Source organism: Streptomyces sp. NPDC002773, from assembly GCF_040295605.1.
Lineage (GTDB): Bacteria > Actinomycetota > Actinomycetes > Streptomycetales > Streptomycetaceae > Streptomyces.
Window position 1 is genome coordinate 94,529 of sequence record NZ_JBEOVO010000006.1, and the last position, 25,903, is coordinate 120,431.

Genomic DNA, 25,903 nt, shown 5'->3' on the forward strand with positions numbered 1-25,903 from the left:
CAGGAGGATTCAGTGGCGAAGGCAAAGTTCGAGCGGACTAAGCCGCACGTCAACATCGGCACCATCGGTCACATTGACCACGGTAAGACGACCCTCACGGCCGCCATTACCAAGGTGCTGCACGACGCGTACCCGGACCTGAACGAGGCCTCGGCCTTCGACCAGATCGACAAGGCTCCCGAGGAGCGCCAGCGCGGTATCACCATCTCGATCGCGCACGTCGAGTACCAGACCGAGTCGCGTCACTACGCCCACGTCGACTGCCCCGGTCACGCGGACTACATCAAGAACATGATCACGGGTGCCGCGCAGATGGACGGCGCCATCCTCGTGGTCGCCGCCACCGACGGCCCGATGCCGCAGACTAAGGAGCACGTGCTCCTGGCCCGCCAGGTCGGCGTTCCGTACATCGTCGTCGCCCTGAACAAGGCCGACATGGTGGACGACGAGGAGATCCTGGAGCTCGTCGAGCTCGAGGTCCGTGAGCTCCTCTCCGAGTACGAGTTCCCGGGCGACGACCTTCCGGTCGTCCGTGTCTCGGCGCTCAAGGCGCTCGAGGGCGACAAGGAGTGGGGCGAGAAGCTCCTCGGCCTCATGCACGCGGTGGACGAGTCCATCCCGCAGCCCGAGCGTGACGTCGACAAGCCGTTCCTGATGCCGATCGAGGACGTCTTCACGATCACCGGTCGTGGCACCGTCGTCACCGGTCGTATCGAGCGCGGTATCCTCAAGGTCAACGAGACCGTCGACATCATCGGTATCAAGACCGAGAAGACCACCACCACGGTCACCGGTATCGAGATGTTCCGCAAGCTGCTCGACGAGGGCCAGGCCGGTGAGAACGTCGGTCTGCTCCTCCGTGGCATCAAGCGTGAGGACGTCGAGCGCGGCCAGGTCATCATCAAGCCGGGTTCGGTCACGCCGCACACGAACTTCGAGGCCCAGGCCTACATCCTGTCGAAGGACGAGGGTGGCCGTCACACCCCGTTCTTCAACAACTACCGCCCGCAGTTCTACTTCCGTACCACGGACGTGACCGGCGTCGTGACCCTCCCCGAGGGCACCGAGATGGTCATGCCGGGCGACAACACCGCCATGAGCGTTGAGCTGATCCAGCCCATCGCCATGGAGGAGGGCCTCAAGTTCGCCATCCGTGAGGGTGGCCGGACCGTCGGCGCCGGCCAGGTCGTCAAGATCACCGCCTGATCTTGAACTGACCCGGTGGCTCGCACGAGCTGCTAGCAGTTGAAAGAAGGCCCCGCACCTTTCGGTGCGGGGCCTTCTCGCGTTCCCGTCCTCCTGCGACCGCCGCCCCCTACGGCCGCCAGCTCCACGGGTGTCCGTCCGCACCGAGGCCCACCACGGTCGCCCGGCGCGCCCCCAGGTGCAGAGCGGCCGACACCGCCGCCGGACCCTTCGTGCGGGTATGCGACCGGCCACCGAGCCGTACCGTCACCCGGCCCCGCGTGTCCGTGCCGAGCAGCACGGTCCCGAGCGCCGCCGAGCGCGCCGCGACCACCCCTCCGTATCCGTCGAGACCGGTGTTCCTGCCGCCGGGGCCGCGCAGCTTCGCGGCCGCGGGAGCCCGGTGGTACAGCTCGCCGCCCGCGCTCGCCACCGTCGACCCGGAGCGCGGCAGCCGGCCCGCCCGCTCCTCCCCGTCCACCCAGTGCCGTACGGACTCCCGCCCCGCCGCGTACAGGTGCACCCGGCCCGCCGCGTCCAGCGAGACCGCCAGGCCGTCCTGGACCTCCGCCGCACCCGGGAGCACACGCCACGGGGTCCAGGTGCCGTCCGTCGCGCGTACCCGCGTCGACACGCCCTTGTCCGCGTTCCGTACGAAGAGGTGGACCCGGCCGTCGGGCGCCGCGATCGCCACCGGGGCGCCGATCCGCCGGCCCCGGTCGTCGAGGTTCTCCGGGCAGCCGAGCCCCCGCCAGGCGAGGAACGGGCCGCCGGGGGAGCGCTGCTCCAGGAGCACCACCTCGCGCTGGTTCGCGCCGCCGTGCCCGTCGAGCGCGGCGAAGCGTATGCCGAAGAGCAGGACCCGGCCGTCGCCGAGCACCGCCGAGCCGAGCGCGGGCGCGAGCGGACCGCCGCCGAGGTCCGCCGGTTCGCTCCAGACGCCGGGCGCCGACTCGCGCCAGCGGACCGCGCGCAGCCCGACGACCCCGTACGCCGTGAGCCGCCCGTCCGGCCCTTCGGCGAGCGCGGGGCCCGTCGTCGGCCAGCGGTGGTGGGTGGAGCGGACCCAGCCCTTGCGGTTGGTCAGCGGCCGGTCGCCGCCGACGCCGTAGTCGCCGCAGCCCGAGGGGTTCCCGCACTGCCAGTCCGGGTCCCCGCCGTACGGAATGAGATGAGCGGCCTTCTCCTTGAGGACCGCGGGCGGGAGGTTCTTGGGCCAGTGCCGGTTGTAGTAGCCGCGGAAGGCCTTCGCTGTGAACGCCGGTATGGGTTCGCCGTCGCGGACCGCGTCCGAGACCCAGCGGTTGAGCGCCGCCCAGGTGAAGCAGGCGACCGCCGTGTGGTCCGGGTGGTCCGAGTAGCCGGGCTGCTCGGCGTCCCGCCGCCGGGCGGCGTCGTCGCCTTCCTGGATGTCCGGGTCCGGGTCCAGGGTGTGCACGACCGTGGGCCGGTAGCGGGCGAGCAGCCCGGCGAGGGTCCCGACCAGCTGGTCGTAGTCGTAGGTGTCCGTGTCAGTGACGGGGGAGCCGGCCGACCGGTGGGTCCGTACCTCCAGGGCGCGGTCGCCCCAGAGCGCGGGCATGGCCAGGTACCGGCGGGGGGCGTGCATCGGCAGGTTGAGGAAGACCAGCTCGACCCGGCGGCCGCCGTGGGCGAGCGTGTCGACCTCGGCCCGGCGCCCGCCGGGCAGCGTCAGCGCCTCCCGGCGCCACGGCGTGAACATCGGAAGGCCGAGCGCCACGGCGTACGACTGGCGCAGACCCTGGTGGCGGGCGGCCGAGTACGCGGCCCGGTCCGGGGGAGTCTCGGGCATCCCCGCTATTCGGTTCCGGCCGTTGTGCTCGCCGGCCGTCACGTACACCGAGACCAGCGGAACCCCCGCGTCGAGCAGCCGCTGCGCGTCCGGGTTCATGAAGTACAGGTCGTCGTCCGGGTGTGCGCAGAACTGCATGAGCAGCGCCCGCCGGGCCCGTGCCGACGCGATCGGCTTCCCCGGCGCCGGATCGGCGGTCGGCGCGGTCCGGCGCGGCTCCGGTACGGAACACCCGGTGGCGGCCGTCAGGACGGCGAGGGCGGTGGCGAGCACCGCTCGTCGGCGGGGTGGTGTGGGCAGCACGTACGGGTCCTTCGCTCAGAGGTTCGCCTGGAAGACGGGCCCGTGGGCGAAGAGGTTGTGCCGTACGGCAGGGTGAGACAAAGATCAAAAGAATCTGTAGCCGGATGTCGAACGAGCGATCACGGCTCCGACCAATGGGTGACAGCGCGCCACGAGGGCGCGCGGGACGGGGAGGACACCCGAGATGAAGTACGTCGCGATGATCTACGGCAACCAGGCCAAGTGGGACTCCTTCCCCGCCGAGGCCTGGCCCGACGCGATCGCCCGGCAGGAGGCCTTCAACCGGAAGTACCGGGAGAGCGGCGAACTGATCGGCGCGTACGGGCTCGCCGACGCGGCCGCCGCCCAGCTGGTACGGCGCGAGGGCGGCGCCCCCGCCGTCACCGACGGCCCGTACCTGGAGACCAAGGAATACCTGGCCAGCTTCTACCTGCTCGACTGCGACAGCCTGGAGCGGGCGCAGGAGATCGCCGCCGACATGCCCTTCGCGGACGTCGACCCGGTCGAGCTGTGGCCGGTCCTGCACGAGTCCGCGGCGGACGTGTGACCGGCACCGACGGCATCGAGGACCTGCTGCGCACCTACGCGCCGCAGGTCCTCGGCGCGCTCGTACGGCGGTACGGCGACTTCGACCTCTGCGAGGACGCCGTCCAGGAGGCCCTGATCGCCGCCGCCGAGCAGTGGCCGGAGCAGGGCGTCCCCACGTACCCGCGCAGCTGGCTGATCACCGTCGCCGGCCGCCGGTACATCGACCTGGTGCGCAGCGAGGCCGCGCGCAGGCGCCGTGAGGACACCGCCGCCCTCGCCACCCCGGACTCCGAGCTGCTCGCGCCCGCCGCCGACGACGCCCCGGGGACCGACCGGGACGACTCCCTGCCGCTGCTCTTCCTCTGCTGCCACCCGGACCTGTCCCCGCCCAGCCGGATCGCACTCACCCTGCGGGCCGTCGGCGGTCTCACCACCGCGCAGATCGCCGCCGCCTTCCTCGTACCCGAGTCGACCATGGCCCAGCGCATCAGCCGGGCCAAGCAGACGATCAAGGCGGCCGGCGGCTCGCTCGCCCTGCCCGAGGGGGAGGACCGGGCGGCCCGGCTCGCCGACGTGCGGCACGTGCTCTACCTCGTCTTCAACGAGGGCTACACGGCCAGCGCCGGGGACGAGCTCACCGCGCCCGAGCTGTCCACGGAGGCGATCCGGCTCACCAGGCTGCTGCACCGGCTGCTCCCCGAGGACCCCGAGACGGCCGGCCTGCTCGCCCTGATGCTGCTCACCGACGCCCGCAGGCCGGCCCGTACGGGCCCGCACGGAGAACTGGTGCCGCTCGCGGAGCAGGACCGGGGGCGCTGGGACGCCGGGCTCGTCGCGGAGGGCGTCGAGCTGCTCAGCCGCACCCTGCCCCGCGGCCGGGTGGGCCCGTACCAGCTCCAGGCGGCGATCGCGGCCGTCCACGACGAGGCGGAGTCCGCCGAGGCCACGGACTGGCCGCAGATCCTCGCGCTCTACGAGCTCCTGGAGCGGACCGGGCCGAACCCGATGATCACCCTGAACCGCGCGGTGGCCGTCGCCATGGTCAAGGGCCCCGCGGCCGGACTCGCGCTCCTCGACGAGCTGGCGGAGGACCGGCGCACTTCCCGGCACCACCGGCTGCTCGCCACCCGGGCGCATCTGCTTGAACTCCTCGGCGACACGGAGGCCGCGGCCGAGGCCTACCGGGAGGCGGCCCGCCGGACCACGAGCGCCCCCGAGCGGCGCCATCTCACGGAGCGCGCACGGCGCTTGGGGTGAACCGGACGGGGGGCGCCCGGACCGGACGCTCGCGCCCCGGCGCATGACCGTACGTGACGTGGGGTACAGTCTCCGGTTCCGATTGGCGGCCGGATGCCCCCGTATGGCAGACTGTCGGGGTTGCTCGGTTGAGTGCCGATGCTGCGCGCCTCCCGTCGGGAGGACCGGAAGCGAGTCCCACAGTACTCGTCGCTCCCTTCACGGGAGCGGACGTACGGGAATCTTTCGGGAAGCGTCAGCGGGGTGCAGGCCAGGCACTCGGGTGGTGTTCTGCCCCCGGCTCGCGGTTCTGGGACCGCACCCCCTTGGTTGGGAAATCCTTCGGGATTTCTGCGTAGAGGGAGTGCGACACGCCCGACCGCGTGGGTCGGAGACAGAGTCAAGAGAACCCCCGAGTCCAGAGCGTTTACGAGACAAAGGACTACTAGTAGCCATGGCGGGACAGAAGATCCGCATCCGGCTCAAGGCCTACGACCACGAGGTCATCGACTCCTCGGCGAAGAAGATCGTCGAGACGGTGACCCGCACTGGTGCGTCGGTCGCGGGCCCGGTGCCGCTGCCCACTGAGAAGAACGTGTACTGCGTCATCAAGTCGCCGCACAAGTACAAGGACTCGCGCGAGCACTTCGAGATGCGCACGCACAAGCGCCTCATCGACATCCTCGACCCCACGCCGAAGACGGTTGACTCGCTCATGCGTCTCGACCTCCCGGCGGGCGTTGACATCGAGATCAAGCTCTGAGGGCGCGCGAGATGGCTAAGAACATCAAGGGCATCCTGGGCGAGAAGCTCGGCATGACGCAGGTCTGGGACGAGAACAACCGGGTCGTCCCGGTGACCGTCGTCAAGGCCGGCCCCAATGTCGTGACCCAGGTCCGTACGAACGACGTCGACGGCTACGAGTCGGTCCAGATCGCCTTCGGCGAGATCGACCCTCGCAAGGTGAACAAGCCCCTCAAGGGTCACTTCGCCAAGGCCGACGTCACCCCGCGCCGCCACCTGGTGGAGCTCCGCACCGCTGACGCCTCCGAGTACACGCTCGGCCAGGAGATCACCGCCGAGCTCTTCGAGGCCGGCGTGAAGGTCGACGTCACCGGCAAGAGCAAGGGCAAGGGCTTCGCTGGTGTCATGAAGCGCCACAACTTCCGTGGTGGCAAGGCTTCGCACGGTGCCCACCGCGTGCACCGCAAGCCCGGTTCGATCGGTGGCTGCGCCACCCCGGGCCGTGTCTTCAAGGGCATGAAGATGGCCGGTCGCATGGGCAACGAGCGTGTGACCACCCAGAACCTGACCGTCCACGCCGTTGACGCCGAGAAGGGTCTGCTGCTCATCAAGGGCGCCGTCCCCGGCCCCAACGGTGGCCTCGTCCTGGTCCGCACCGCGGCCAAGGGGGTTTGAGGAACCGATGAGCACCATTGACATCCTTTCGCCGGCAGGCGACAAGGCCGGGACCGTCGACCTCCCCGAGGAGATCTTCGGCGCCAAGGTCAGCATCCCGCTGATCCACCAGGTCGTCGTCGCGCAGCTGGCCGCGGCCCGTCAGGGCACGCACAAGACCAAGCGCCGTGGCGAAGTCCGCGGTGGTGGCAAGAAGCCGTACCGCCAGAAGGGCACCGGCCGCGCCCGTCAGGGTTCGACCCGCGCCCCGCAGTTCGCCGGTGGTGGCGTCGTCCACGGCCCGCAGCCGCGTGACTACTCGCAGCGGACCCCGAAGAAGATGAAGGTCGCCGCCCTCCGCGGTGCCCTCTCGGACCGGGCCCTCCACTCCCGCATCCACGTCGTCACCGGCGTGGTCGAGGGTGACATCTCCACCAAGGCCGCGAAGACGCTGTTCGGCAAGATCTCGGAGCGCAAGAACGTGCTCCTGGTCGTCGAGCGCTCCGACGAGGCCGCGTGGCTGTCCGCTCGTAACCTGCCCCAGGTGCACATCCTGGAGCCGGGCCAGCTCAACACGTACGACGTGATCGTCTCCGACGACGTGGTCTTCACCCAGGCCGCCCTCGAGTCCTTCGTGTCTGGCCCCCAGACCGCTGAGACCGAAGGGAGCGACGCCTGATGACTGAGGCCGTCGTCACCAGCAAGACCTTCTCGGACCCGCGCGACATTCTCGTCAAGCCGGTCGTCTCGGAGAAGAGCTACGCCCTGCTGGACGAGAACAAGTACACGTTCATCGTCGCGCCTGGCTCCAACAAGACCCAGATCAAGCAGGCCGTCGAGGCGGTCTTCTCGGTCAAGGTCACCGGGGTCAACACGATCAACCGCCAGGGCAAGCGCAAGCGCACCAAGGCCGGTTTCGGTAAGCGCAAGGACACCAAGCGCGCCATCGTGACCCTTGCTGAGGGCAACCGTATCGACATCTTCGGCGGTCCGACCGCCTAACGGCGGTCTGGATCGTCCGGAATCGGACGAGGACTGAGAAATGGGAATCCGCAAGTACAAGCCGACTACGCCGGGCCGTCGTGGCTCCTCCGTAGCCGACTTCGTCGAGATCACGCGGTCCACGCCGGAGAAGTCGCTGGTTCGCCCTCTGCACAGCAAGGGCGGCCGTAACAACACCGGCCGGATCACCGTGCGCCACCAGGGTGGTGGCCACAAGCGCGCCTACCGTCTGATCGACTTCCGTCGTCACGACAAGGACGGCGTGCCGGCGAAGGTCGCTCACATCGAGTACGACCCCAACCGCACCGCCCGCATCGCGCTGCTCCACTACGTGGACGGCGAGAAGCGCTACATCATCGCCCCCAAGGGTCTGACGCAGGGTGACCGCGTCGAGAACGGCCCCGGCGCTGACATCAAGCCCGGCAACAACCTGGCCCTCCGCAACATCCCGGTCGGTACCACGATCCACGCGATCGAGATCCGTCCCGGTGGCGGCGCCAAGTTCGCGCGCTCCGCTGGTGCCTCCGTGCAGCTGCTCGCGAAGGAGGGCACGATGGCCCACCTTCGTATGCCGTCCGGCGAGATCCGTCTCGTCGACGCCCGCTGCCGCGCCACCATCGGCGAGGTCGGCAACGCCGAGCAGTCGAACATCAACTGGGGCAAGGCCGGCCGTAAGCGCTGGCTGGGCGTTCGCCCGACCGTTCGCGGTGTGGCGATGAACCCGGTGGACCACCCGCACGGTGGTGGTGAGGGTAAGACCTCCGGTGGTCGCCACCCGGTCTCCCCGTGGGGTCAGAAGGAGGGTCGTACTCGCTCGCCGAAGAAGGCTTCGAGCAAGTACATCGTCCGCCGCCGCAAGACGAACAAGAAGCGCTAGGAGCGGGTTTAGATGCCGCGCAGTCTCAAGAAGGGACCCTTCGTCGACGGACACCTCGTAAAGAAGGTGGACGTACAGAACGAAGCCGGTACCAAGAACGTCATCAAGACCTGGTCCCGTCGCTCGATGATCATCCCGGCCATGCTCGGCCACACGATCGCGGTGCACAACGGCAAGACCCACATTCCGGTGTTTGTCACCGAGTCGATGGTCGGCCACAAGCTCGGTGAGTTCTCGCCGACGCGCACCTTCCGGGGTCACGTGAAGGACGACCGGAAGTCGAAGCGCCGCTAGTAGCGGGGTGGAATCGACCATGACAGACACTGGAAGGACAACCATGGAAGCCAGGGCCCAGGCGCGGTACATCCGCGTCACGCCCATGAAGGCCCGCCGCGTGGTGGACCTTATCCGTGGCATGGACGCCACGGAGGCTCAGGCGGTCCTGCGTTTCGCCCCGCAGGCCGCGAGCGTGCCGGTTGGCAAGGTGCTTGACAGCGCCATCGCCAACGCTGCACACAACTACGACCACACGGACGCCTCTTCGCTGGTCATCAGCGAGGCGTTTGTGGATGAGGGCCCGACCCTGAAGCGGTTCCGTCCGCGTGCTCAGGGCCGCGCCTACCGGATCCGTAAGCGGACCAGCCACATCACCGTGGTCGTCAGCAGCAAGGAAGGAACCCGGTAATGGGCCAGAAGGTTAACCCGCATGGGTTCCGGCTCGGCATCACCACGGACTTCAAGTCCCGCTGGTACGCCGACAAGCTGTACAAGGACTACGTCAAGGAAGACGTCGCCATCCGCAGGATGATGACGTCCGGCATGGAGCGCGCCGGCATCTCGAAGGTTGAGATCGAGCGCACCCGTGACCGCGTGCGGGTGGACATCCACACCGCGCGTCCCGGCATCGTCATCGGCCGCCGTGGCGCCGAGGCCGACCGCATCCGCGGCGACCTCGAGAAGCTCACGGGCAAGCAGGTCCAGCTGAACATCCTCGAGGTCAAGAACCCCGAGATGGACGCTCAGCTGGTTGCTCAGGCCGTTGCCGAGCAGCTCTCCTCCCGCGTCTCCTTCCGTCGCGCCATGCGTAAGAGCATGCAGGGCACGATGAAGGCCGGCGCCAAGGGCATCAAGATCCAGTGCGGCGGTCGCCTCGGCGGCGCCGAGATGTCCCGCTCCGAGTTCTACCGCGAGGGTCGTGTGCCGCTGCACACGCTCCGCGCGAACGTGGACTACGGCTTCTTCGAGGCCAAGACGACCTTCGGTCGCATTGGCGTCAAGGTCTGGATCTACAAGGGCGACGTCAAGAACATCGCCGAGGTCCGCGCCGAGAACGCTGCGGCCCGTGCGGGTAACCGCCCGGCCCGTGGCGCGGGTGGCGCTGGCGACCGTCCCGCCGGCCGTGGTGGCCGCGGTGGCGAGCGTGGCGGCCGCGGCCGCAAGCCGCAGCAGCAGTCCGCGCCGGCTGCCGAGGCCCCCAAGGCCGACGCTCCCGCCGCCGCTGCCGCTCCGGCTGAGAGCACCGGAACGGAGGCCTGACCGAAATGCTGATCCCCCGTAGGGTCAAGCACCGCAAGCAGCACCACCCCAAGCGCTCGGGTATGAGCAAGGGTGGTACGCAGGTTGCGTTCGGCGAGTACGGCATTCAGGCCCTCACGCCGGCGTACGTGACGAACCGCCAGATCGAGGCTGCTCGTATCGCGATGACCCGCCACATCAAGCGTGGCGGCAAGGTCTGGATCAACATCTACCCGGACCGTCCCCTGACGAAGAAGCCCGCCGAGACCCGCATGGGTTCCGGTAAGGGTTCTCCGGAGTGGTGGATCGCGAACGTCAAGCCGGGTCGGGTGATGTTCGAACTGTCCTACCCGAACGAGAAGATCGCGCGCGAGGCCCTGACCCGTGCGGCCCACAAGCTGCCGATGAAGTGCAAGATCGTTAAGCGCGAAGCAGGTGAGCTGTGATGTCGGCCGGTACCAAGGCGTCCGAGCTGCGCGAGCTGGGCAACGAGGAGCTTCTCAACAAGCTCCGCGAGGCCAAGGAAGAGCTGTTCAACCTCCGCTTCCAGGCGGCGACCGGTCAGCTCGAGAACCACGGGCGGCTCAAGTCCGTCCGCAAGGACATCGCGCGGATCTACACCCTGATGCGTGAGCGCGAGCTGGGCATCGAGACGGTGGAGAGCGCCTGATGAGCGAGAGCAACGTGACTGAGAAGACCGAGCGCAACGCCCGCAAGGTCCGCGAGGGCCTGGTCGTCAGCGACAAGATGGACAAGACCGTCGTCGTCGCCGTTGAGGACCGCGTCAAGCACGCGCTGTACGGCAAGGTCATCCGCCGTACGAACAAGCTCAAGGCTCACGACGAGCAGAACGCTGCCGGCATCGGCGACCGCGTCCTCCTGATGGAGACCCGGAAGCTGTCGTCGACGAAGCACTGGCGCGTCATCGAGATCCTCGAGAAGGCCAAGTAGGTATTTCGCGCAAGCGAAATCCAATAACCACAGCTTGAAGGGGTAACCCTTCGAGTTCGTTCCGCCAGGCTCGGCCGGGGCTTCCTCGTGAAGCCCCGGCCGGGAACCGGCAGACAATCAGGAGATAGACGTGATCCAGCAGGAGTCGCGACTGCGTGTCGCCGACAACACTGGTGCCAAGGAAATCCTTTGCATCCGTGTTCTCGGTGGCTCGGGTCGCCGCTACGCGGGCATCGGTGACGTCATCGTCGCCACCGTCAAGGACGCGATCCCCGGTGGCAACGTGAAGAAGGGTGACGTCGTCAAGGCGGTCATCGTTCGCACCGTCAAGGAGCGCCGCCGCCAGGACGGCTCGTACATCCGCTTCGACGAGAACGCCGCTGTCATTCTCAAGAACGACGGCGACCCTCGCGGCACCCGTATCTTCGGCCCGGTGGGCCGTGAGCTGCGCGAGAAGAAGTTCATGAAGATCATCTCGCTCGCGCCGGAGGTGCTGTAAGCATGAAGATCAAGAAGGGCGACCTGGTCCAGGTCATCACCGGTAAGGACAAGGGCAAGCAGGGCAAGGTCATCACGGCCTTCCCCCGCGACAACCGCGTCCTCGTCGAGGGTGTCAACCGGGTCAAGAAGCACACGAAGGCCGGCCCCTCGCAGGCCGGTGGCATCGTCACGACCGAGGCCCCTGTCCACGTGAGCAACGTTCAGCTCGTGGTGGAGAAGGACGGCAAGAAGGTCGTCACGCGTGTCGGTTTCCGCTTCGACGACGAGGGCAACAAGATCCGCGTTGCCAAGCGGACGGGTGAGGACATCTGATGGCTACCACCACTGCGCGTCTCAAGACGAAGTACCGCGAGGAGATCGCGGGCAAGCTGCGTGAGGAGTTCTCGTACGAGAACGTCATGCAGGTTCCCGGCCTCGTGAAGATCGTGGTCAACATGGGTGTCGGCGACGCCGCCCGTGACTCGAAGCTCATGGACGGTGCCGTCCGTGACCTGACCACGATCACCGGCCAGAAGCCGGCCGTCACCAAGGCTCGTAAGTCCATCGCGCAGTTCAAGCTGCGTGAGGGCCAGCCGATCGGTGCGCACGTCACCCTCCGTGGCGACCGCATGTGGGAGTTCCTGGACCGCACCCTGTCGCTCGCGCTTCCGCGCATCCGCGACTTCCGTGGTCTGTCCCCCAAGCAGTTCGACGGGCGTGGCAACTACACCTTCGGTCTCACGGAGCAGGTCATGTTCCACGAGATCGACCAGGACAAGATCGACCGTGTCCGGGGTATGGACATCACCGTGGTGACCACGGCGACCAACGACGACGAGGGCCGTGCCCTTCTGCGTCACCTCGGCTTCCCGTTCAAGGAGGCGTAAGCGAGATGGCGAAGAAGGCTCTCATCGCGAAGGCTGCCCGCAAGCCCAAGTTCGGCGTGCGCGGCTACACGCGCTGCCAGCGCTGTGGTCGACCCCACTCCGTGTACCGCAAGTTCGGCCTGTGCCGCGTGTGCCTTCGTGAGATGGCTCACCGTGGCGAGCTGCCGGGCGTGACCAAGAGCTCCTGGTAATCCCTTACTTGGGATGACCGGAGTCTCTCGGTAAGCACTGGGTTGGCGGATGCCCAGGCCTCCATGGCTTAGGCTAGGAGGGTTGGGCGTCCGCCGCCCGTACGACTTACTACGCCGTAGGTCCCCGCGCCGCACCCGTCCCGCCCCTGTGTGGGGAGAGGGATGGCGCATACAGGAAACCCCGGCGAGAGAGGCCGAAGGCCAATTCATGACCATGACTGATCCGATCGCGGACATGCTGACTCGTCTGCGTAACGCGAACTCGGCATACCACGACTCCGTGACGATGCCGCACAGCAAGATCAAGTCTCACATCGCGGAAATCCTCCAGCAGGAGGGCTTCATCACGGGCTGGAAGGTCGAGGACGCCGAGGTCGGCAAGAACCTCGTCCTCGAGCTCAAGTTCGGTCCGAACCGTGAGCGCTCCATCGCGGGCATCAAGCGGATCTCGAAGCCCGGTCTCCGGGTTTACGCGAAGTCCACCAACCTGCCGAAGGTCCTCGGCGGTCTGGGCGTGGCGATCATCTCCACGTCCCACGGCCTCCTGACCGGTCAGCAGGCAGGCAAGAAGGGCGTAGGTGGGGAAGTCCTCGCCTACGTCTGGTAGTCGGGAAAGGAAGGAAAGCTCATGTCGCGTATTGGCAAGCTGCCTATCCAGGTTCCCGCCGGCGTGGACGTCACCATCGAGGGCCGCACGGTCACGGTGAAGGGTTCCAAGGGCACCCTGAGCCACACCGTCGCCGCGCCGATCGACATCGTTAAGGGCGAGGATGGCGTGCTCAACGTCAACCGTCCGAACGACGAGCGTCAGAACAAGGCCCTTCACGGCCTGTCCCGCACGCTGGTGGCCAACATGATCACCGGTGTGACCCAGGGTTACGTGAAGGCGCTCGAGATCAGCGGTGTCGGTTACCGCGTGGCCGCGAAGGGCTCCAGCCTGGAGTTCCAGCTCGGTTACAGCCACCCGATCCTGATCGAGGCGCCCGAGGGCATCTCGTTCAAGGTCGAGTCGCCGACCAAGTTCTCGGTCGAGGGCATCGACAAGCAGAAGGTCGGCGAGGTCGCGGCGAACATCCGCAAGCTGCGGAAGCCCGACCCGTACAAGGCCAAGGGCGTCAAGTACGCCGGCGAGGTCATCCGCCGCAAGGTCGGAAAGGCTGGTAAGTAAGCCATGGCATACGGTGTGAAGATCGCCAAGGGCGACGCTTACAAGCGTGCCGCCAAGGCGCGCCGCCACATCCGCATCCGCAAGAACGTGTCGGGTACGGCGGAGCGTCCGCGCCTCGTCGTGACGCGTTCGAACCGCGGTATCACCGCTCAGGTCATCGACGACCTCAAGGGTCACACCCTTGCGTCCGCGTCGAACCTGGACGCGTCGATCCGTGGTGGCGAGGGTGACAAGTCCGCGCAGGCCAAGCAGGTCGGTGCGCTCGTCGCTGAGCGCGCCAAGGCCGCTGGCGTCGAGGCTGTCGTGTTCGACCGTGGTGGCAACAGGTACGCCGGGCGCATTGCCGCTCTGGCTGACGCCGCCCGCGAAGCCGGGCTGAAGTTCTAAGCCCCGGTTCCGGGACTAACGGACGTAACAGAGAGAGGTAAATCCAATGGCTGGACCCCAGCGCCGCGGAAGCGGTGCCGGTGGCGGCGAGCGGCGGGACCGGAAGGGCCGCGACGGTGGCGCTGCCGCCGAGAAGACCGCGTACGTTGAGCGCGTTGTCGCGATCAACCGCGTCGCCAAGGTTGTCAAGGGTGGTCGCCGCTTCAGCTTCACCGCGCTGGTCGTGGTGGGCGACGGTGACGGCACCGTAGGTGTCGGTTACGGCAAGGCCAAGGAAGTTCCCGCGGCCATCGCCAAGGGTGTCGAGGAAGCCAAGAAGAACTTCTTCAAGGTTCCGCGCATCCAGGGCACCATCCCTCACCCGATCCAGGGCGAGAAGGCCGCGGGCGTCGTCCTGCTCAAGCCGGCTTCCCCCGGTACCGGTGTTATCGCCGGTGGCCCGGTGCGCGCCGTGCTCGAGTGCGCCGGCGTTCACGACATCCTGTCGAAGTCGCTCGGCTCCGACAACGCGATCAACATCGTGCACGCGACCGTGGAGGCCCTCAAGGGCCTGCAGCGTCCCGAGGAGATCGCGGCTCGCCGTGGTCTGCCCCTCGAGGACGTCGCCCCCGCGGCTCTCCTCCGTGCGCGTGCTGGGGCGGGTGCGTAATGGCTCGCCTCAAGGTCACGCAGACGAAGTCGTACATCGGCAGCAAGCAGAACCACCGCGACACCCTGCGTTCGCTCGGCCTCAAGAAGGTCAACGACGTGGTTGTCAAGGAGGATCGTCCCGAGTTCCGCGGAATGGTGCACACCGTCCGCCACCTCGTGACGGTCGAGGAGGTTGACTGACATGGCGGAGAACAGCCCGCTGAAGGCCCACAACCTCCGTCCCGCCCCCGGCGCCAAGACCGCGAAGACCCGTGTCGGTCGTGGTGAGGCGTCGAAGGGTAAGACGGCCGGTCGTGGTACGAAGGGTACGAAGGCCCGCTACCAGGTTCCGCAGCGCTTCGAGGGCGGGCAGATGCCCCTCCACATGCGTCTGCCGAAGCTGAAGGGCTTCAAGAACCCCTTCCGCACCGAGTTCCAGGTCGTGAACCTGGACAAGCTCGGCGCTCTCTACCCCGAGGGTGGAGAGGTCACGGTGGCCGACCTGGTCGCCAAGGGCGCGGTGCGCAAGAACCAGCTCGTCAAGGTGCTCGGCACCGGCGAGATCACCGTGGCGCTGCAGGTTTCGGTTGACGCCGTCTCCGGCTCCGCCAAGGAGAAGATCACCGCCGCTGGCGGCACCGTCACCGAGCTCGTCTGAGACGACTCGATGGCTTGAACATCCAATCGGGGATGCCTCCCAAAAGGGGCATCCCCGATTGGTCGTTCCTAGGCGGGCATGGTCGCCGGTAAGGTGGCGTGCACTGTCTAAGCTCCGTGCGGTATGCCCGCACGGAATTGATGACCGATACCTAATCGTCGAACCTCAAGACCGTCACCCTTGACGCATAGCGCGGGGGTCGCAGGAGGCACCGTGCTCACCGCGTTCGCCCGGGCGTTCAAGACGCCCGACCTGCGCAAGAAGCTGTTCTTCACGCTCGCCATCATCGTGCTGTACCGCCTCGGGGCCCACATCCCGGTCCCCGGCGTCAGCTATGAGGCCGTCCAGCAGTGTGTGAAGCAGGCCAGCGAGGGCAACAACAGCCTGTTCGGCCTGGTCAACATGTTCAGTGGCGGGGCGCTGCTCCAGATCACCATCTTCGCGCTCGGCATCATGCCGTACATCACGGCGAGCATCATCCTGCAGCTGCTGACCGTCGTGATCCCGCGTCTCGAAGCCCTCAAGAAGGAGGGACAGTCGGGTACCGCCAAGATCACGCAGTACACCCGGTACCTGACCGTCGCCCTCGCCGTGCTGCAGGGCACCGGTCTCGTCGCCACCGCCAAGAGCGGTGCGCTGTTCAGCGGTTGCAGCGTGGCCAACCAGGTCGTGCCCGACCCGTCGATCTTCGTGATCGCCACCATGGTCGTCACGATGACCGCCGGTACGTGTGTCGTGATGTGGCTCGGTGAGCTCATCACCGACCGCGGCATCGGCAACGGCATGTCGATCCTGATGTTCATCTCGATCGCCGCCGGCTTCCCGGGCGCCCTGTGGGCCATCAAGGAGAGCGGCAAGCTCGCCAAGGGCTGGATCGAGTTCGGCACCGTCATCCTGATCGGCTTCGTGATGGTGGCCCTCGTGGTCTTCGTCGAGCAGGCCCAGCGCCGCATCCCCGTGCAGTACGCGAAGCGCATGATCGGCCGGCGCTCCTACGGCGGTACGTCCACTTACATCCCGCTGAAGGTGAACCAGGCAGGTGTGATTCCTGTCATCTTCGCGTCGTCGCTGCTCTACATCCCGGCCTTGATCGCCCAGTTCTCCAGCTCCACCGCGGGGTGGAAGACCTGGATCGAAGCCCACTTCGTCAAGGGTGACCACCCCTACTACATCGCTACGTACTTCCTCCTGATCGTGTTCTTCGCCTTCTTCTACGTGGCGATCTCGTTCAACCCCGAGGAAGTCGCGGACAACATGAAGAAGTATGGTGGCTTCATCCCGGGTATCCGGGCTGGTCGACCTACTGCCGAGTACCTGAGCTACGTGCTCAACCGGATCACTTGGCCGGGCTCGCTGTACTTGGGTCTGATCGCTCTTGTGCCGACGATGGCGTTGGCAGGCTTCGGTGGCGCCAATGCCAACTTCCCCTTCGGTGGGACGAGCATCCTCATCATCGTGGGTGTGGGGCTGGAGACCGTGAAGCAGATCGAGAGCCAGCTCCAGCAGCGCAATTACGAAGGGTTCCTCCGCTGATGCGAATCGTCCTCGTCGGACCGCCCGGTGCCGGCAAGGGTACGCAGGCCGCGTTCCTTGCCACGGACCTGGACATCCCGCACATCTCCACGGGTGACCTGTTCCGCGCCAACATCTCCAAGGGCACGGAGCTGGGTCTGAAGGCCAAGGCCTTCATGGACGCCGGCGACCTGGTACCCGACGAGGTGACCATCGGGATGGCCAAGGACCGGATGGCACAGCCGGACGCCGCGGGCGGCTTCCTGCTGGACGGGTTCCCCCGCAACGTGGCGCAGGCCGAGGCTCTGGACGTGGTCCTGAAGGCCGAGGACATGCAGCTCGACGCGGTGCTGGACCTGGAGGTCCCCGAGGACGAGGTCGTGAAGCGGATCGCGGGTCGTCGCACCTGCCGCAACGACAGCGCGCACGTCTTCCACGTGCTGTACAACCAGCCGAAGACCGAGGGCGTCTGCGACGTCTGCGGCGGCGAGCTCTACCAGCGTCCGGACGACTCCGAGGAGACCGTCCGCAAGCGGCTGGAGGTCTACCACACGCAGACCGAGCCGATCATCGACTACTACCGGGCGCAGAACCTGGTCGTGACGATCTCGGCGCTCGGCAAGGTGGACGAGGTCACCGCGAAGGCGAAGGCCGCGCTCAAGAAGTAACCCTGGTTCGTCCGATACGGCCGCGGTGCCCCTCAGGGGCGCCGCGGCCGTATCGTTGTTCTGTTCCCCCGTACTCGATGGAAAGGCCGCGACCACGATGGTGCAGATCAAGACCCCCGAGCAGATCGCGAAGATGCGCGAGGCGGGCCTGGTCGTCGCCGCCATCCACGCGGCGACCCGCGTGGCCGCCGTGCCGGGCGCGACGACCCGCGACCTGGACGAGGTCGCGCGGAAGGTCATCGCCGACCACGGGGCGAAGTCGAACTTCCTCGGGTACGGCGGGTTCCCCGCGACGATCTGCACCTCGGTGAACGAGGTCGTCGTCCACGGCATCCCCGACGAGAAGACCGTCCTCAAGGACGGCGACATCATCTCCATCGACTGCGGCGCGATCGTGGACGGCTGGCACGGCGACGCGGCCTACACGGCGTTCGTGGGCACCGGGCACGCCCCGGAGCTGATCGAGCTCTCCCGGGTGACCGAGGAGTCGATGTGGGCCGGCATCGCCGCCATGAAGCTCGGCAACCGTCTGGTGGACGTCTCGCGCGCGATCGAGACGTACATCAAGCGCCAGCCCCGGCCGGCGGTCGGCGACCACAGCCTCGGCCGCTACGGGATCATCGAGGACTACGGCGGCCACGGCATCGGCACCGAGATGCACATGGACCCGCACCTCCTGAACTACGTCTCCCGCAAGCGCGGCAAGGGCCCGAAGCTGGTCGCCGGCTTCTGCCTGGCGATCGAGCCGATGGTCTCCCTGGGCACCCCGGCGACGGAGGTCCTGAAGGACGACTGGACCGTCATCACGACGGACGGAACGTGGTCCTCCCACTGGGAGCACTCGGTCGCGCTGACGGAAGAGGGCCCGCTGGTGCTGACGGCGGTCGACGGGGGCAAGGCGAAGCTGGCGGAGCTGGGTGTGGTGGCTGCGCCGGATCCGCTGGCTTAGGGCCGGACCGGCGGACGGAGTCCGGCGCAGCAGGCCGAAGCTTGTGAGGCGCCCCCGGGCGCCGAGCCCGCGAGGGCTGCGTCGGGAATTGGGACGGAACGTGGTCCTCCCACTGGGAGCACTCGGTCGCCCTGACGGAAGAGGGCCCGCTGGTGCTGACGGCGGTCGACGGGGGTAAGGCGAAGCTGGCGGAGCTGGGTGTCACGGCGGCGCCGGATCCGCTGGCGTAAGGCGGAGGCCTCGGCGTTGCCGAGCCCGCGAGGGCTGCGTCGGGGGATGGGTTCCGCTGGCTTAGTGATCTCCTCCCATGGGCAGACTTCCCGATTCGTCTTTTCCTGGGGCCTGACGTAGACTGATGCGTCGGCTCTCGTGTACCCGTGTGTCCGCATGCGGCGGCGAGAGTCGATCAAGGTAGCCGATTCGAAAGGCGAAGCGTGGCCAAGAAGCAAGGTGCCATCGAAATCGAGGGCACCGTGATCGAGTCCCTCCCGAACGCCATGTTCAAGGTGGAACTCCAGAACGGTCACAAGGTCCTCGCGCACATCTCCGGCAAGATGCGGATGCACTACATCCGAATCCTTCCGGACGACCGGGTCGTCGTGGAGCTCTCTCCGTACGACCTGACGCGTGGCCGGATCGTCTACCGGTACAAGTAGATCTTGCCCGCACCCCGCCTCCGGGCGCGGGTGGTGGCACTGACCCGGAGAACCTCACATCCCATGAAGGTCAAGCCGAGCGTCAAGAAGATCTGCGACAAGTGCAAGGTGATCCGCCGTCACGGTCGGGTCATGGTCATCTGCGACAACCTGCGCCACAAGCAGCGCCAGGGCTGACGCACGCCGACCGACCTGCAACTTCGCAGTTCTTCGCGCGACGCATAGCAACGTACATACGCAGAGCCCGTCGGGCCGTGTTCCACGGTTGACGGCACCTCCGGCGGGGGCCGGGGACCCGGACGTACCACCCTTCGACGTTTCGAAGGGTCGGCGGTCGGGAGCGGTTCTGCAGCAGACCCCCGAGAACACAGGAGCCATTGAATGGCACGCGTTTCCGGTGTTGACATCCCGCGCGAAAAGCGTGTGGTGGTCGCACTCACCTACGTCTTCGGTATCGGACGTACCCGGTCCGAGGAGATCCTCGCCGCGACCGGCGTGAACCCGTCCACCCGTGTCCGCGAGCTTGCCGAGGAAGACCTCGTCAAGATCCGCGAGTACGTGGACGCCAACCTCCAGACCGAGGGTGACCTCCGCCGCGAGATCGCCGCCGACATCCGCCGCAAGGTCGAGATCGGCTGCTACCAGGGTCTGCGCCACCGTCGTGGCCTGCCCGTCCGCGGTCAGCGCACCAGCACGAACGCTCGTACCCGCAAGGGCCCGCGTCGCGCCATCGCCGGCAAGAAGAAGCCGGGCAAGAAGTAGTCCTCAGCGGACGCTTTATCAAGCGGTCTTCGCTGTAGGACCGACCACCTCCCGTAGGAGTTATAGATGCCCCCCAAGGGTCGTCAGGGTGCCGCCAAGAAGGTGCGCCGCAAGGAAAAGAAGAACGTCGCTCACGGCCACGCGCACATCAAGAGCACGTTCAACAACACGATCGTCTCGATCACGGACCCCTCGGGCAACGTGATCTCCTGGGCCTCCGCCGGCCACGTCGGCTTCAAGGGCTCGCGCAAGTCCACCCCGTTCGCCGCGCAGATGGCCGCCGAGTCGGCCGCTCGCCGCGCGCAGGAGCACGGCATGCGCAAGGTCGACGTCTTCGTCAAGGGTCCGGGCTCCGGCCGCGAGACCGCGATCCGCTCCCTCCAGGCCACGGGCCTCGAGGTCGGTTCGATCCAGGACGTCACCCCCACGCCGCACAACGGCTGCCGTCCCCCCAAGCGCCGCCGCGTCTGACGCACGGCTGCTTGATCAGGACTTCGGGCGGTACGGCTCTTCGGACCGTGCCGCCCGTACCCTTGCAGTACGCAGTACGCGTCACAGCAGTATTCCGTCGGGCGTCAAATAGTGGGCGTCCACGACTGAAGGATTGAAGACATGCTTATCGCTCAGCGTCCTTCGCTGACCGAAGAGGTCGTCGACGAGTTCCGCTCCCGGTTCGTCATCGAGCCGCTGGAGCCGGGCTTCGGCTACACCCTCGGCAACTCCCTCCGCCGTACCCTCCTCTCCTCGATCCCGGGTGCCGCTGTCACCAGCATCCGCATCGACGGTGTCCTGCACGAGTTCACCACCGTGCCGGGCGTCAAGGAGGACGTCACCGACCTCATCCTCAACATCAAGCAGCTGGTCGTCTCCTCGGAGCACGACGAGCCGGTCGTGATGTACCTGCGCAAGCAGGGCCCGGGTCTGGTCACCGCCGCCGACATCGCGCCCCCGGCCGGTGTCGAGGTGCACAACCCCGACCTCGTCCTCGCCACGCTCAACGGCAAGGGCAAGCTGGAGATGGAGCTGACCGTCGAGCGCGGTCGCGGCTACGTCTCCGCCGTGCAGAACAAGCAGGCGGGCCAGGAGATCGGCCGTATCCCGGTCGACTCCATCTACTCGCCGGTGCTCAAGGTCACGTACAAGGTCGAGGCGACCCGTGTCGAGCAGCGCACCGACTTCGACAAGCTGATCGTCGACGTCGAGACCAAGCAGGCCATGCGCCCGCGTGACGCCATGGCGTCCGCCGGTAAGACCCTGGTCGAGCTGTTCGGTCTGGCGCGCGAGCTCAACATCGACGCCGAGGGCATCGACATGGGCCCGTCCCCCACGGACGCCGCCCTCGCCGCCGACCTCGCGCTGCCGATCGAGGAGCTCGAGCTCACCGTTCGTTCGTACAACTGCCTCAAGCGTGAGGGCATCCACTCCGTGGGTGAGCTCGTGGCGCGCTCCGAGGCCGACCTGCTCGACATCCGCAACTTCGGTGCGAAGTCGATCGACGAGGTCAAGGCGAAGCTGGCCGGTATGGGCCTCGCGCTGAAGGACAGCCCGCCCGGATTCGACCCGACCGCTGCCGCGGACGCGTTCGGCGCCGACGACGACGTGGATGCGGGCTTCGTCGAGACCGAGCAGTACTGACAGCTCGGGACCGACGGTCCAGATTCACCTGCGGGCCGGCTGTGGCCGGTCACGCAGTTCCCCGCGCCCCTCAGGGGGCGCGGGTCTCCGACGGGTAGCCGCCCGCTCGGACACTGACATCGGTACCTCATACGGCCGGTGCAGATCACAAGGAGAAACACCATGCCGCGTCCCGCGAAGGGTGCCCGCCTCGGCGGTTCCGCCGCGCACGAGAAGCTGCTCCTCGCCAACCTGGCGAAGTCGCTCTTCGAGCACGGCCGCATCACCACGACCGAGGCCAAGGCCCGTCGGCTGCGTCCGGTCGCCGAGCGCCTGATCACCAAGGCGAAGAAGGGCGACATCCACAACCGTCGCCTGGTGCTGCAGTCGATCACCGACAAGGGGATCGTCCACACCCTCTTCACCGAGATCGCCCCGCGTTACTCGGAGCGCCCCGGTGGCTACACCCGTATCACCAAGATCGGCAACCGTCGTGGCGACAACGCCCCGATGGCCGTGATCGAGCTGGTCGAGGGCGAGATCGCCAAGAAGGCGACCGTCGCCGAGGCCGAGGCCGCCACCGTGCGCGCCGTCAAGGAGGCCGACACGGCCGCCGAGGCTCCGGCGGAGCCCGTCGAGGACTCGACCAAGTAAAAGGCGTGAAGGACGCGTAAGCGTTCTTGACGACTGTTCTCGTGTGCGGGCCCGTACCCCCTGGGGTGCGGGCCCGCTCCCGTGTGTTTGAGAGGATTTCCGCGTGAGCGATGACGTGCAGGACGGGTTCGTACGGGTACGCCTCGACCTTTCGTACGACGGCAAGGACTTCTCCGGCTGGGCCAAGCAGAAGCAGGGGCAGCGGACCGTCCAGGGGGACATCGAGGACGCCCTGCGGACCGTGACCCGGTCCAAGGAGACGTACGAGCTGACCGTGGCCGGACGGACCGACTCCGGGGTCCACGCGCGCGGCCAGGTCGCGCACGTCGACCTGCCCGTCGAGCTGTGGGCCGAGCACCGCGACAAGCTGCTCAGGCGGCTCGCGGGGCGCCTCTCCCACGACGTGCGGGTGTGGAGGGTGGAAGAGGCCCCCGCGGGCTTCAACGCCCGGTTCTCCGCGATCTGGCGCCGCTACGCCTACCGCGTCACCGACAACCCCGGCGGCGTCGACCCGCTGCAGCGCGGGCACGTCCTGTGGCACGACTGGGCCCTCGACATGGACGCCATGAACGAGGCCGCCGCCTCGCTCGTCGGCGAGCACGACTTCGCCGCGTACTGCAAGCGGCGCGAGGGCGCGACCACCATCCGCACCCTCCAGGAGCTGCGCTGGGAGCAGCGCCCCGACGGGGTGATGGAAGCCACCGTGAAGGCCGACGCGTTCTGCCACAACATGGTCCGCTCGCTGGTCGGCGCCCTGCTGTTCGTCGGTGACGGGCACCGGCCGGTGGACTGGCCCGGCAAGGTGCTCGCGGCCGGTGTGCGGGACTCGGCCGTGCATGTCGTACGGCCGCACGGCCTCACCCTCGAAGAGGTCGGCTACCCGGCCGACGAGCTCCTGGCCGCCCGCAATCTGGAGGCCAGGAACAAGCGGTCACTCCCCGGGAGCGTTGGCTGCTGCTGAGGCCTGGGCCTTGCCGCGGGCGTAGATCTGGTTGAAGGCGAAGGTGCCGATGTCGTCGCTGGCCTGGAAGACCGGCTTGTGGGCCTTGGTGACCTTCTTGCCGTCGGTGAAGCCGGCCTGGGTGAAGTACGCGTAGCGGCCGACCGAGTTCGAGCGGCGCAGGCAGACCGTGGCGCGGCAGAACTCCTTGACGCCCGCGCCGGCCAGCGGGGCGACGCCGCCGGTGGCCTGGCTCTTCGCCTTGAGGGCGGCCGCCTCGGACGGGAAGACGGCGACGCCGACGGTGATCGCGACGCCGTCCTTCACGTAGGTGGCGCGCAGCAGGCGCTGGCAGCCGTTCTTCTTGAGGACGGTGCCGAGGCCGCCCTGGGTGACGGCCGCGCAGTTCGTCGTCGCCGAGGTCGCGCCCTTCGTGTACGGGCGCTTGTCCATGGTCAGCTTCTTGCCCGGGAAGAGGCCCTCGGCGGAGAGCGGGGCCCTGTCCTTCTTCGGGTCCGTGATGTAGTCCTTCGGGTTCGGCGGGGGCGGCGGCGCCACCGAGGAGAAGGTCGGGTCGGGGGTCGGCGAGGCGGTGGGGGAGAGCGTGCCGGTGGGCACCCCGCTGTTCTTGGCCTCGTCGTTCTTCTTGCCGGTGGCCACCACGGCGGTCGCCACGATCGCGCCGACGGCCAGCGCGGCCACGGCGCCGCCGCCGATCACCAGCCAGCGCTTGCGCCGGTTACGGGAGGCCGAGGCGTCGGCCAGGGCGCCCCAGTCCGGGGTGTCCCCGCCGCCCTGGGCGCCCGGGAAGGGATCGGCGTGCCCGGGGCCGTACCCCTGCTGCCCCTGGGGCTGCTGCCCGTATCCCTGCTGTCCCTGGGGCTGCTGTCCGTACCCCTGCTGCCCGTACCCCTGCTGTCCCTGCGGCTGCTGTCCGTACCCCTGCTGCCCCTGCTGCTGCGGCTCGTGCGGCCACTGCGGTCCCCCAAAGCTCATGCCGCGCATCCTAAACCGGTTGGGCCCAGCCGACGCGGGCGGCGACAATGCACCCCATGGGACATGTCGAGGCCGCGCATCTGGAGTACTACCTTCCCGACGGGAGGGTCCTGCTCGGGGACGCCTCCTTCAGGGTCGGGGAGGGGGCCGTCGTCGCCCTCGTCGGGGCCAACGGCGCCGGGAAGACGACACTGCTCCGGCTGATCTCCGGGGAGCTCCAGCCGCACGGCGGCTCGGTCACCGTCAGCGGCGGGCTCGGTGTGATGCCGCAGTTCGTCGGCTCCGTACGGGACGGGTCCACCGTCCGTGACCTGCTCGTCTCGGTGGCCCAGCCCCGGATCCGGGAGGCCGCGAAGGCCGTCGACGAGGCCGAGCACCTGATCATGACTGTCGACGACGAGGCCGCGCAGATGAAGTACGCGCAGGCCCTCAGCGACTGGGCCGAGGTGCAGGGGTACGAGGCCGAGACCGTCTGGGACCTCTGCACCACGGCCGCGCTCGGCATGCCGTACGAGAAGGCGCAGTTCCGTGAGGCCCGGACGCTCTCCGGCGGCGAACAGAAGCGGCTCGTCCTGGAGTCGCTGCTGCGCGGCACCGACGAGGTCCTGCTGCTCGACGAGCCGGACAACTACCTCGACGTGCCCGGCAAGCGGTGGCTGGAGGAGCGGCTGCGGGAGACCCGTAAGACCGTGTTGTTCATCTCCCACGACCGGGAGCTGCTGTCCCGGGGCGCGCAGAAGATCGTCGCGGTCGAGCCCGGCCCGGCCGGTTCGGACGTGTGGGTGCACGGCGGCGGCTTCGACACCTTCCACGAGGCACGACGGGACCGGTTCGCCCGCTTCGAGGAGCTGAAGCGGCGCTGGGAGGAGAAGCACGTCCAGCTGAAGAAGCTGGTCGTCAACCTGCGGCAGGCGGCGGCGGTCAGCCACGCCATGGCCTCCCGGTACGCGGCGGCGCAGACGCGGCTGCGGAAGTTCGAGGAGGCGGGGCCGCCTCCGGAGCCGCCGCGCGAGCAGGACATCCGGATGCGGTTGCGCGGCGGCCGGACCGGTGTACGTGCCGTGACCTGCGAGAACCTTGAGCTGACCGGTCTGATGAAGCCGTTCTCCCTGGAGATCTTCTACGGGGAGCGGGTCGCCGTCCTCGGCTCGAACGGGTCGGGCAAGTCGCACTTCCTGCGGCTGCTCGCGGGGGACCCTTCGGTCGCCCACACCGGTGCGTGGAAGCTGGGTGCCCGGGTGGTGCCGGGGCACTTCGCGCAGACCCACGCGCACCCGGAGCTGACCGGGCGGCCGCTCGTCGACATCCTGTGGTCGGAGCACGCCAAGGACCGGGGCGGCGCGATGTCGGTGCTGCGGCGGTACGAGCTGGAGCGGCAGGGCGACCAGCCCTTCGACAAGCTCTCCGGCGGGCAGCAGGCCCGCTTCCAGATCCTGCTCCTGGAGCTGGCCGGGACGACGGCGCTGCTCCTCGACGAGCCCACGGACAACCTGGACCTGGAGTCGGCGGAGGCCCTCCAGGAGGGGCTTGAGGCGTACGACGGGACGGTGCTGGCCGTCACCCACGACCGGTGGTTCGCGAAGTCGTTCGACCGGTATCTGGTCTTCGGGTCGGACGGGGTCGTACGGGAGACGAGCGAGCCGGTGTGGGACGAGCGGCGGGTCGAGCGGGAGCGGTGACCTGGGGCGGTGGCCGGGAGCGGTGACCGGGGCGCGGTGACCAGGGCACGGTCGGGTCGGCGCGTTTTGACCCTTCCGGGGTGGCGCGGGTACTGTTGCGGTTTGTTATGCGTATTGGTTTCGGCGTTCTCACGCGAAGAGCCGTTACGCAGGTTCCCTGGAGCAGTTACCAGTGGCTCGCATACGGGCGGTGTCCCGGCAGTGCAGGCCCCAGCTGCATGATCGCTTCAGGTGTGTCTGGACTCCATCCACTGAAGAAGCGAA

The 25,903-nt window shown here is 67.9% G+C and carries 37 protein-coding genes and 1 pseudogene; 36 read left to right on the forward strand and 2 right to left on the reverse strand.

What is annotated here, in order from left to right; genetic code table 11:
* Positions 1–12: 12 nt before the first annotated feature.
* The gene (gene tuf / locus ABT034_RS10490) at positions 13–1,206 is read left to right on the forward strand and encodes an elongation factor Tu (RefSeq protein WP_026058274.1); all 1,194 of its coding nucleotides are present in this window, start codon (positions 13–15) and stop codon (positions 1,204–1,206) included.
* Between the two features lie 109 nt (positions 1,207–1,315).
* Here tuf and ABT034_RS10495 read toward each other — a convergent pair whose 3' ends face one another.
* Entirely contained in the window at positions 1,316–3,298 is a 1,983-nt protein-coding gene (locus ABT034_RS10495; RefSeq protein ID WP_351213748.1) for a PIG-L family deacetylase, read from the reverse strand.
* A 187-nt stretch (positions 3,299–3,485) separates the two neighbouring features.
* Here ABT034_RS10495 and ABT034_RS10500 point away from each other — a divergent pair, with 187 nt between their 5' ends.
* The 34 genes and pseudogenes from ABT034_RS10500 (at position 3,486) to truA (ending at position 22,985) form a co-directional block, all read left to right on the forward strand.
* Positions 3,486–3,848 carry a YciI family protein gene (locus tag ABT034_RS10500; protein WP_351213420.1) on the forward strand — a complete coding sequence of 121 codons (363 nt, stop codon included), beginning with the start codon at positions 3,486–3,488 and terminating at the stop codon, positions 3,846–3,848.
* Positions 3,845–5,086, forward strand: a complete 1,242-nt coding sequence (locus tag ABT034_RS10505; RefSeq protein ID WP_351213422.1) for an RNA polymerase sigma factor — start codon at positions 3,845–3,847, stop codon at positions 5,084–5,086. Before ABT034_RS10500 ends, ABT034_RS10505 begins: the two co-directional genes overlap by 4 nt.
* 433 nt (positions 5,087–5,519) lie before the next feature.
* The gene (gene rpsJ, locus ABT034_RS10510) at positions 5,520–5,828 is read left to right on the forward strand and encodes a 30S ribosomal protein S10 (protein WP_003948644.1); all 309 of its coding nucleotides are present in this window, start codon (positions 5,520–5,522) and stop codon (positions 5,826–5,828) included.
* An 11-nt stretch (positions 5,829–5,839) separates the two neighbouring features.
* Positions 5,840–6,484: a 50S ribosomal protein L3 gene (rplC, locus tag ABT034_RS10515; protein ID WP_024755405.1), complete on the forward strand. Its 645-nt coding sequence runs from the start codon at positions 5,840–5,842 to the stop codon at positions 6,482–6,484.
* 7 nt (positions 6,485–6,491) lie between these two features.
* On the forward strand, positions 6,492–7,142 hold the full coding sequence (rplD, locus tag ABT034_RS10520; protein ID WP_351213424.1) for a 50S ribosomal protein L4: 651 nt from the start codon (positions 6,492–6,494) through the stop codon (positions 7,140–7,142).
* Positions 7,142–7,465 (forward strand): 50S ribosomal protein L23, encoded by a 324-nt coding sequence (gene rplW, locus ABT034_RS10525; protein ID WP_024755407.1) that lies wholly within the window; start codon positions 7,142–7,144, stop codon positions 7,463–7,465. The genes rplD and rplW overlap by 1 nt, the downstream gene beginning before the upstream one ends.
* Positions 7,466–7,505: 40 nt before the next feature.
* The gene (rplB, locus tag ABT034_RS10530) at positions 7,506–8,342 is read left to right on the forward strand and encodes a 50S ribosomal protein L2 (RefSeq protein WP_266895432.1); all 837 of its coding nucleotides are present in this window, start codon (positions 7,506–7,508) and stop codon (positions 8,340–8,342) included.
* Between the two features lie 12 nt (positions 8,343–8,354).
* Entirely contained in the window at positions 8,355–8,636 is a 282-nt protein-coding gene (rpsS, locus tag ABT034_RS10535; RefSeq protein WP_024755409.1) for a 30S ribosomal protein S19, read from the forward strand.
* 43 nt (positions 8,637–8,679) lie between these two features.
* On the forward strand, positions 8,680–9,027 hold the full coding sequence (rplV, locus tag ABT034_RS10540) for a 50S ribosomal protein L22 (protein ID WP_056552397.1): 348 nt from the start codon (positions 8,680–8,682) through the stop codon (positions 9,025–9,027).
* Positions 9,027–9,878, forward strand: coding sequence for a 30S ribosomal protein S3 (gene rpsC, locus ABT034_RS10545; protein ID WP_030214015.1), 852 nt, complete (start codon positions 9,027–9,029; stop codon positions 9,876–9,878). The genes rplV and rpsC overlap by 1 nt, the downstream gene beginning before the upstream one ends.
* A gap of 5 nt (positions 9,879–9,883) precedes the next feature.
* Positions 9,884–10,303 (forward strand): 50S ribosomal protein L16, encoded by a 420-nt coding sequence (rplP, locus tag ABT034_RS10550; protein WP_015035580.1) that lies wholly within the window; start codon positions 9,884–9,886, stop codon positions 10,301–10,303.
* Positions 10,303–10,527, forward strand: coding sequence for a 50S ribosomal protein L29 (gene rpmC / locus ABT034_RS10555; RefSeq protein WP_015035581.1), 225 nt, complete (start codon positions 10,303–10,305; stop codon positions 10,525–10,527). Before rplP ends, rpmC begins: the two co-directional genes overlap by 1 nt.
* The gene (gene rpsQ / locus ABT034_RS10560) at positions 10,527–10,808 is read left to right on the forward strand and encodes a 30S ribosomal protein S17 (protein ID WP_030318650.1); all 282 of its coding nucleotides are present in this window, start codon (positions 10,527–10,529) and stop codon (positions 10,806–10,808) included. The genes rpmC and rpsQ overlap by 1 nt, the downstream gene beginning before the upstream one ends.
* A gap of 130 nt (positions 10,809–10,938) precedes the next feature.
* Positions 10,939–11,307 carry a 50S ribosomal protein L14 gene (rplN, locus tag ABT034_RS10565; protein ID WP_003956455.1) on the forward strand — a complete coding sequence of 123 codons (369 nt, stop codon included), beginning with the start codon at positions 10,939–10,941 and terminating at the stop codon, positions 11,305–11,307.
* 2 nt (positions 11,308–11,309) lie between these two features.
* Positions 11,310–11,621 (forward strand): 50S ribosomal protein L24, encoded by a 312-nt coding sequence (gene rplX, locus ABT034_RS10570; protein WP_351213429.1) that lies wholly within the window; start codon positions 11,310–11,312, stop codon positions 11,619–11,621.
* On the forward strand, positions 11,618–12,175 hold the full coding sequence (gene rplE, locus ABT034_RS10575; protein WP_351213750.1) for a 50S ribosomal protein L5: 558 nt from the start codon (positions 11,618–11,620) through the stop codon (positions 12,173–12,175). Before rplX ends, rplE begins: the two co-directional genes overlap by 4 nt.
* Positions 12,176–12,180: 5 nt before the next feature.
* Positions 12,181–12,366, forward strand: a complete 186-nt coding sequence (locus ABT034_RS10580) for a type Z 30S ribosomal protein S14 (protein ID WP_003948630.1) — start codon at positions 12,181–12,183, stop codon at positions 12,364–12,366.
* 208 nt (positions 12,367–12,574) lie between these two features.
* The gene (rpsH, locus tag ABT034_RS10585; protein WP_015035585.1) at positions 12,575–12,973 is read left to right on the forward strand and encodes a 30S ribosomal protein S8; all 399 of its coding nucleotides are present in this window, start codon (positions 12,575–12,577) and stop codon (positions 12,971–12,973) included.
* 21 nt (positions 12,974–12,994) lie between these two features.
* Positions 12,995–13,534 carry a 50S ribosomal protein L6 gene (gene rplF / locus ABT034_RS10590; protein ID WP_351213430.1) on the forward strand — a complete coding sequence of 180 codons (540 nt, stop codon included), beginning with the start codon at positions 12,995–12,997 and terminating at the stop codon, positions 13,532–13,534.
* Positions 13,535–13,537: 3 nt separating this feature from the next.
* Positions 13,538–13,921 carry a 50S ribosomal protein L18 gene (gene rplR, locus ABT034_RS10595; protein WP_015035587.1) on the forward strand — a complete coding sequence of 128 codons (384 nt, stop codon included), beginning with the start codon at positions 13,538–13,540 and terminating at the stop codon, positions 13,919–13,921.
* A gap of 46 nt (positions 13,922–13,967) precedes the next feature.
* Positions 13,968–14,570 carry a 30S ribosomal protein S5 gene (gene rpsE, locus ABT034_RS10600; protein ID WP_015035588.1) on the forward strand — a complete coding sequence of 201 codons (603 nt, stop codon included), beginning with the start codon at positions 13,968–13,970 and terminating at the stop codon, positions 14,568–14,570.
* Positions 14,570–14,752 (forward strand): 50S ribosomal protein L30, encoded by a 183-nt coding sequence (rpmD, locus tag ABT034_RS10605; RefSeq protein ID WP_015035589.1) that lies wholly within the window; start codon positions 14,570–14,572, stop codon positions 14,750–14,752. Before rpsE ends, rpmD begins: the two co-directional genes overlap by 1 nt.
* Before the next feature lies 1 nt (position 14,753).
* A complete protein-coding gene (gene rplO, locus ABT034_RS10610; protein ID WP_187623360.1) occupies positions 14,754–15,209 on the forward strand; it encodes a 50S ribosomal protein L15 in 456 nt (151 codons plus the stop codon).
* A 213-nt stretch (positions 15,210–15,422) separates the two neighbouring features.
* Complete coding sequence (gene secY, locus ABT034_RS10615; protein ID WP_351213433.1) at positions 15,423–16,742, forward strand: preprotein translocase subunit SecY; 1,320 nt, start codon at positions 15,423–15,425, stop codon at positions 16,740–16,742.
* Positions 16,742–17,389: an adenylate kinase gene (locus tag ABT034_RS10620; protein ID WP_351213435.1), complete on the forward strand. Its 648-nt coding sequence runs from the start codon at positions 16,742–16,744 to the stop codon at positions 17,387–17,389. The genes secY and ABT034_RS10620 overlap by 1 nt, the downstream gene beginning before the upstream one ends.
* Positions 17,390–17,486: 97 nt before the next feature.
* Positions 17,487–18,338, forward strand: a complete 852-nt coding sequence (gene map, locus ABT034_RS10625) for a type I methionyl aminopeptidase (RefSeq protein ID WP_351213437.1) — start codon at positions 17,487–17,489, stop codon at positions 18,336–18,338.
* Between the two features lie 92 nt (positions 18,339–18,430).
* Positions 18,431–18,568, forward strand: a pseudogene (locus ABT034_RS10630) (type I methionyl aminopeptidase); the annotation flags it as partial.
* A gap of 204 nt (positions 18,569–18,772) precedes the next feature.
* The gene (gene infA / locus ABT034_RS10635) at positions 18,773–18,994 is read left to right on the forward strand and encodes a translation initiation factor IF-1 (protein WP_003956442.1); all 222 of its coding nucleotides are present in this window, start codon (positions 18,773–18,775) and stop codon (positions 18,992–18,994) included.
* Between the two features lie 63 nt (positions 18,995–19,057).
* Complete coding sequence (gene rpmJ, locus ABT034_RS10640) at positions 19,058–19,171, forward strand: 50S ribosomal protein L36 (RefSeq protein ID WP_003956441.1); 114 nt, start codon at positions 19,058–19,060, stop codon at positions 19,169–19,171.
* Between the two features lie 204 nt (positions 19,172–19,375).
* Positions 19,376–19,756 carry a 30S ribosomal protein S13 gene (gene rpsM / locus ABT034_RS10645; protein ID WP_030214048.1) on the forward strand — a complete coding sequence of 127 codons (381 nt, stop codon included), beginning with the start codon at positions 19,376–19,378 and terminating at the stop codon, positions 19,754–19,756.
* 66 nt (positions 19,757–19,822) lie between these two features.
* On the forward strand, positions 19,823–20,227 hold the full coding sequence (rpsK, locus tag ABT034_RS10650) for a 30S ribosomal protein S11 (RefSeq protein WP_003956432.1): 405 nt from the start codon (positions 19,823–19,825) through the stop codon (positions 20,225–20,227).
* A 141-nt stretch (positions 20,228–20,368) separates the two neighbouring features.
* Positions 20,369–21,391, forward strand: a complete 1,023-nt coding sequence (locus tag ABT034_RS10655; RefSeq protein WP_280878448.1) for a DNA-directed RNA polymerase subunit alpha — start codon at positions 20,369–20,371, stop codon at positions 21,389–21,391.
* Between the two features lie 162 nt (positions 21,392–21,553).
* On the forward strand, positions 21,554–22,024 hold the full coding sequence (gene rplQ, locus ABT034_RS10660) for a 50S ribosomal protein L17 (RefSeq protein WP_351213440.1): 471 nt from the start codon (positions 21,554–21,556) through the stop codon (positions 22,022–22,024).
* A 103-nt stretch (positions 22,025–22,127) separates the two neighbouring features.
* Complete coding sequence (truA, locus tag ABT034_RS10665) at positions 22,128–22,985, forward strand: tRNA pseudouridine(38-40) synthase TruA (RefSeq protein WP_351213442.1); 858 nt, start codon at positions 22,128–22,130, stop codon at positions 22,983–22,985.
* On the opposite strand, the gene ABT034_RS10670 is transcribed toward truA, so the two are convergent.
* Positions 22,956–23,960: a hypothetical protein gene (locus ABT034_RS10670; RefSeq protein WP_351213444.1), complete on the reverse strand. Its 1,005-nt coding sequence runs from the start codon at positions 23,958–23,960 to the stop codon at positions 22,956–22,958. The genes truA and ABT034_RS10670 overlap by 30 nt on opposite strands.
* Before the next feature lie 56 nt (positions 23,961–24,016).
* Between ABT034_RS10670 and ABT034_RS10675 the strand changes: the two genes are divergently transcribed.
* Positions 24,017–25,639 carry an ABC-F family ATP-binding cassette domain-containing protein gene (locus ABT034_RS10675; protein WP_351213446.1) on the forward strand — a complete coding sequence of 541 codons (1,623 nt, stop codon included), beginning with the start codon at positions 24,017–24,019 and terminating at the stop codon, positions 25,637–25,639.
* Positions 25,640–25,903 lie beyond the last annotated feature (264 nt).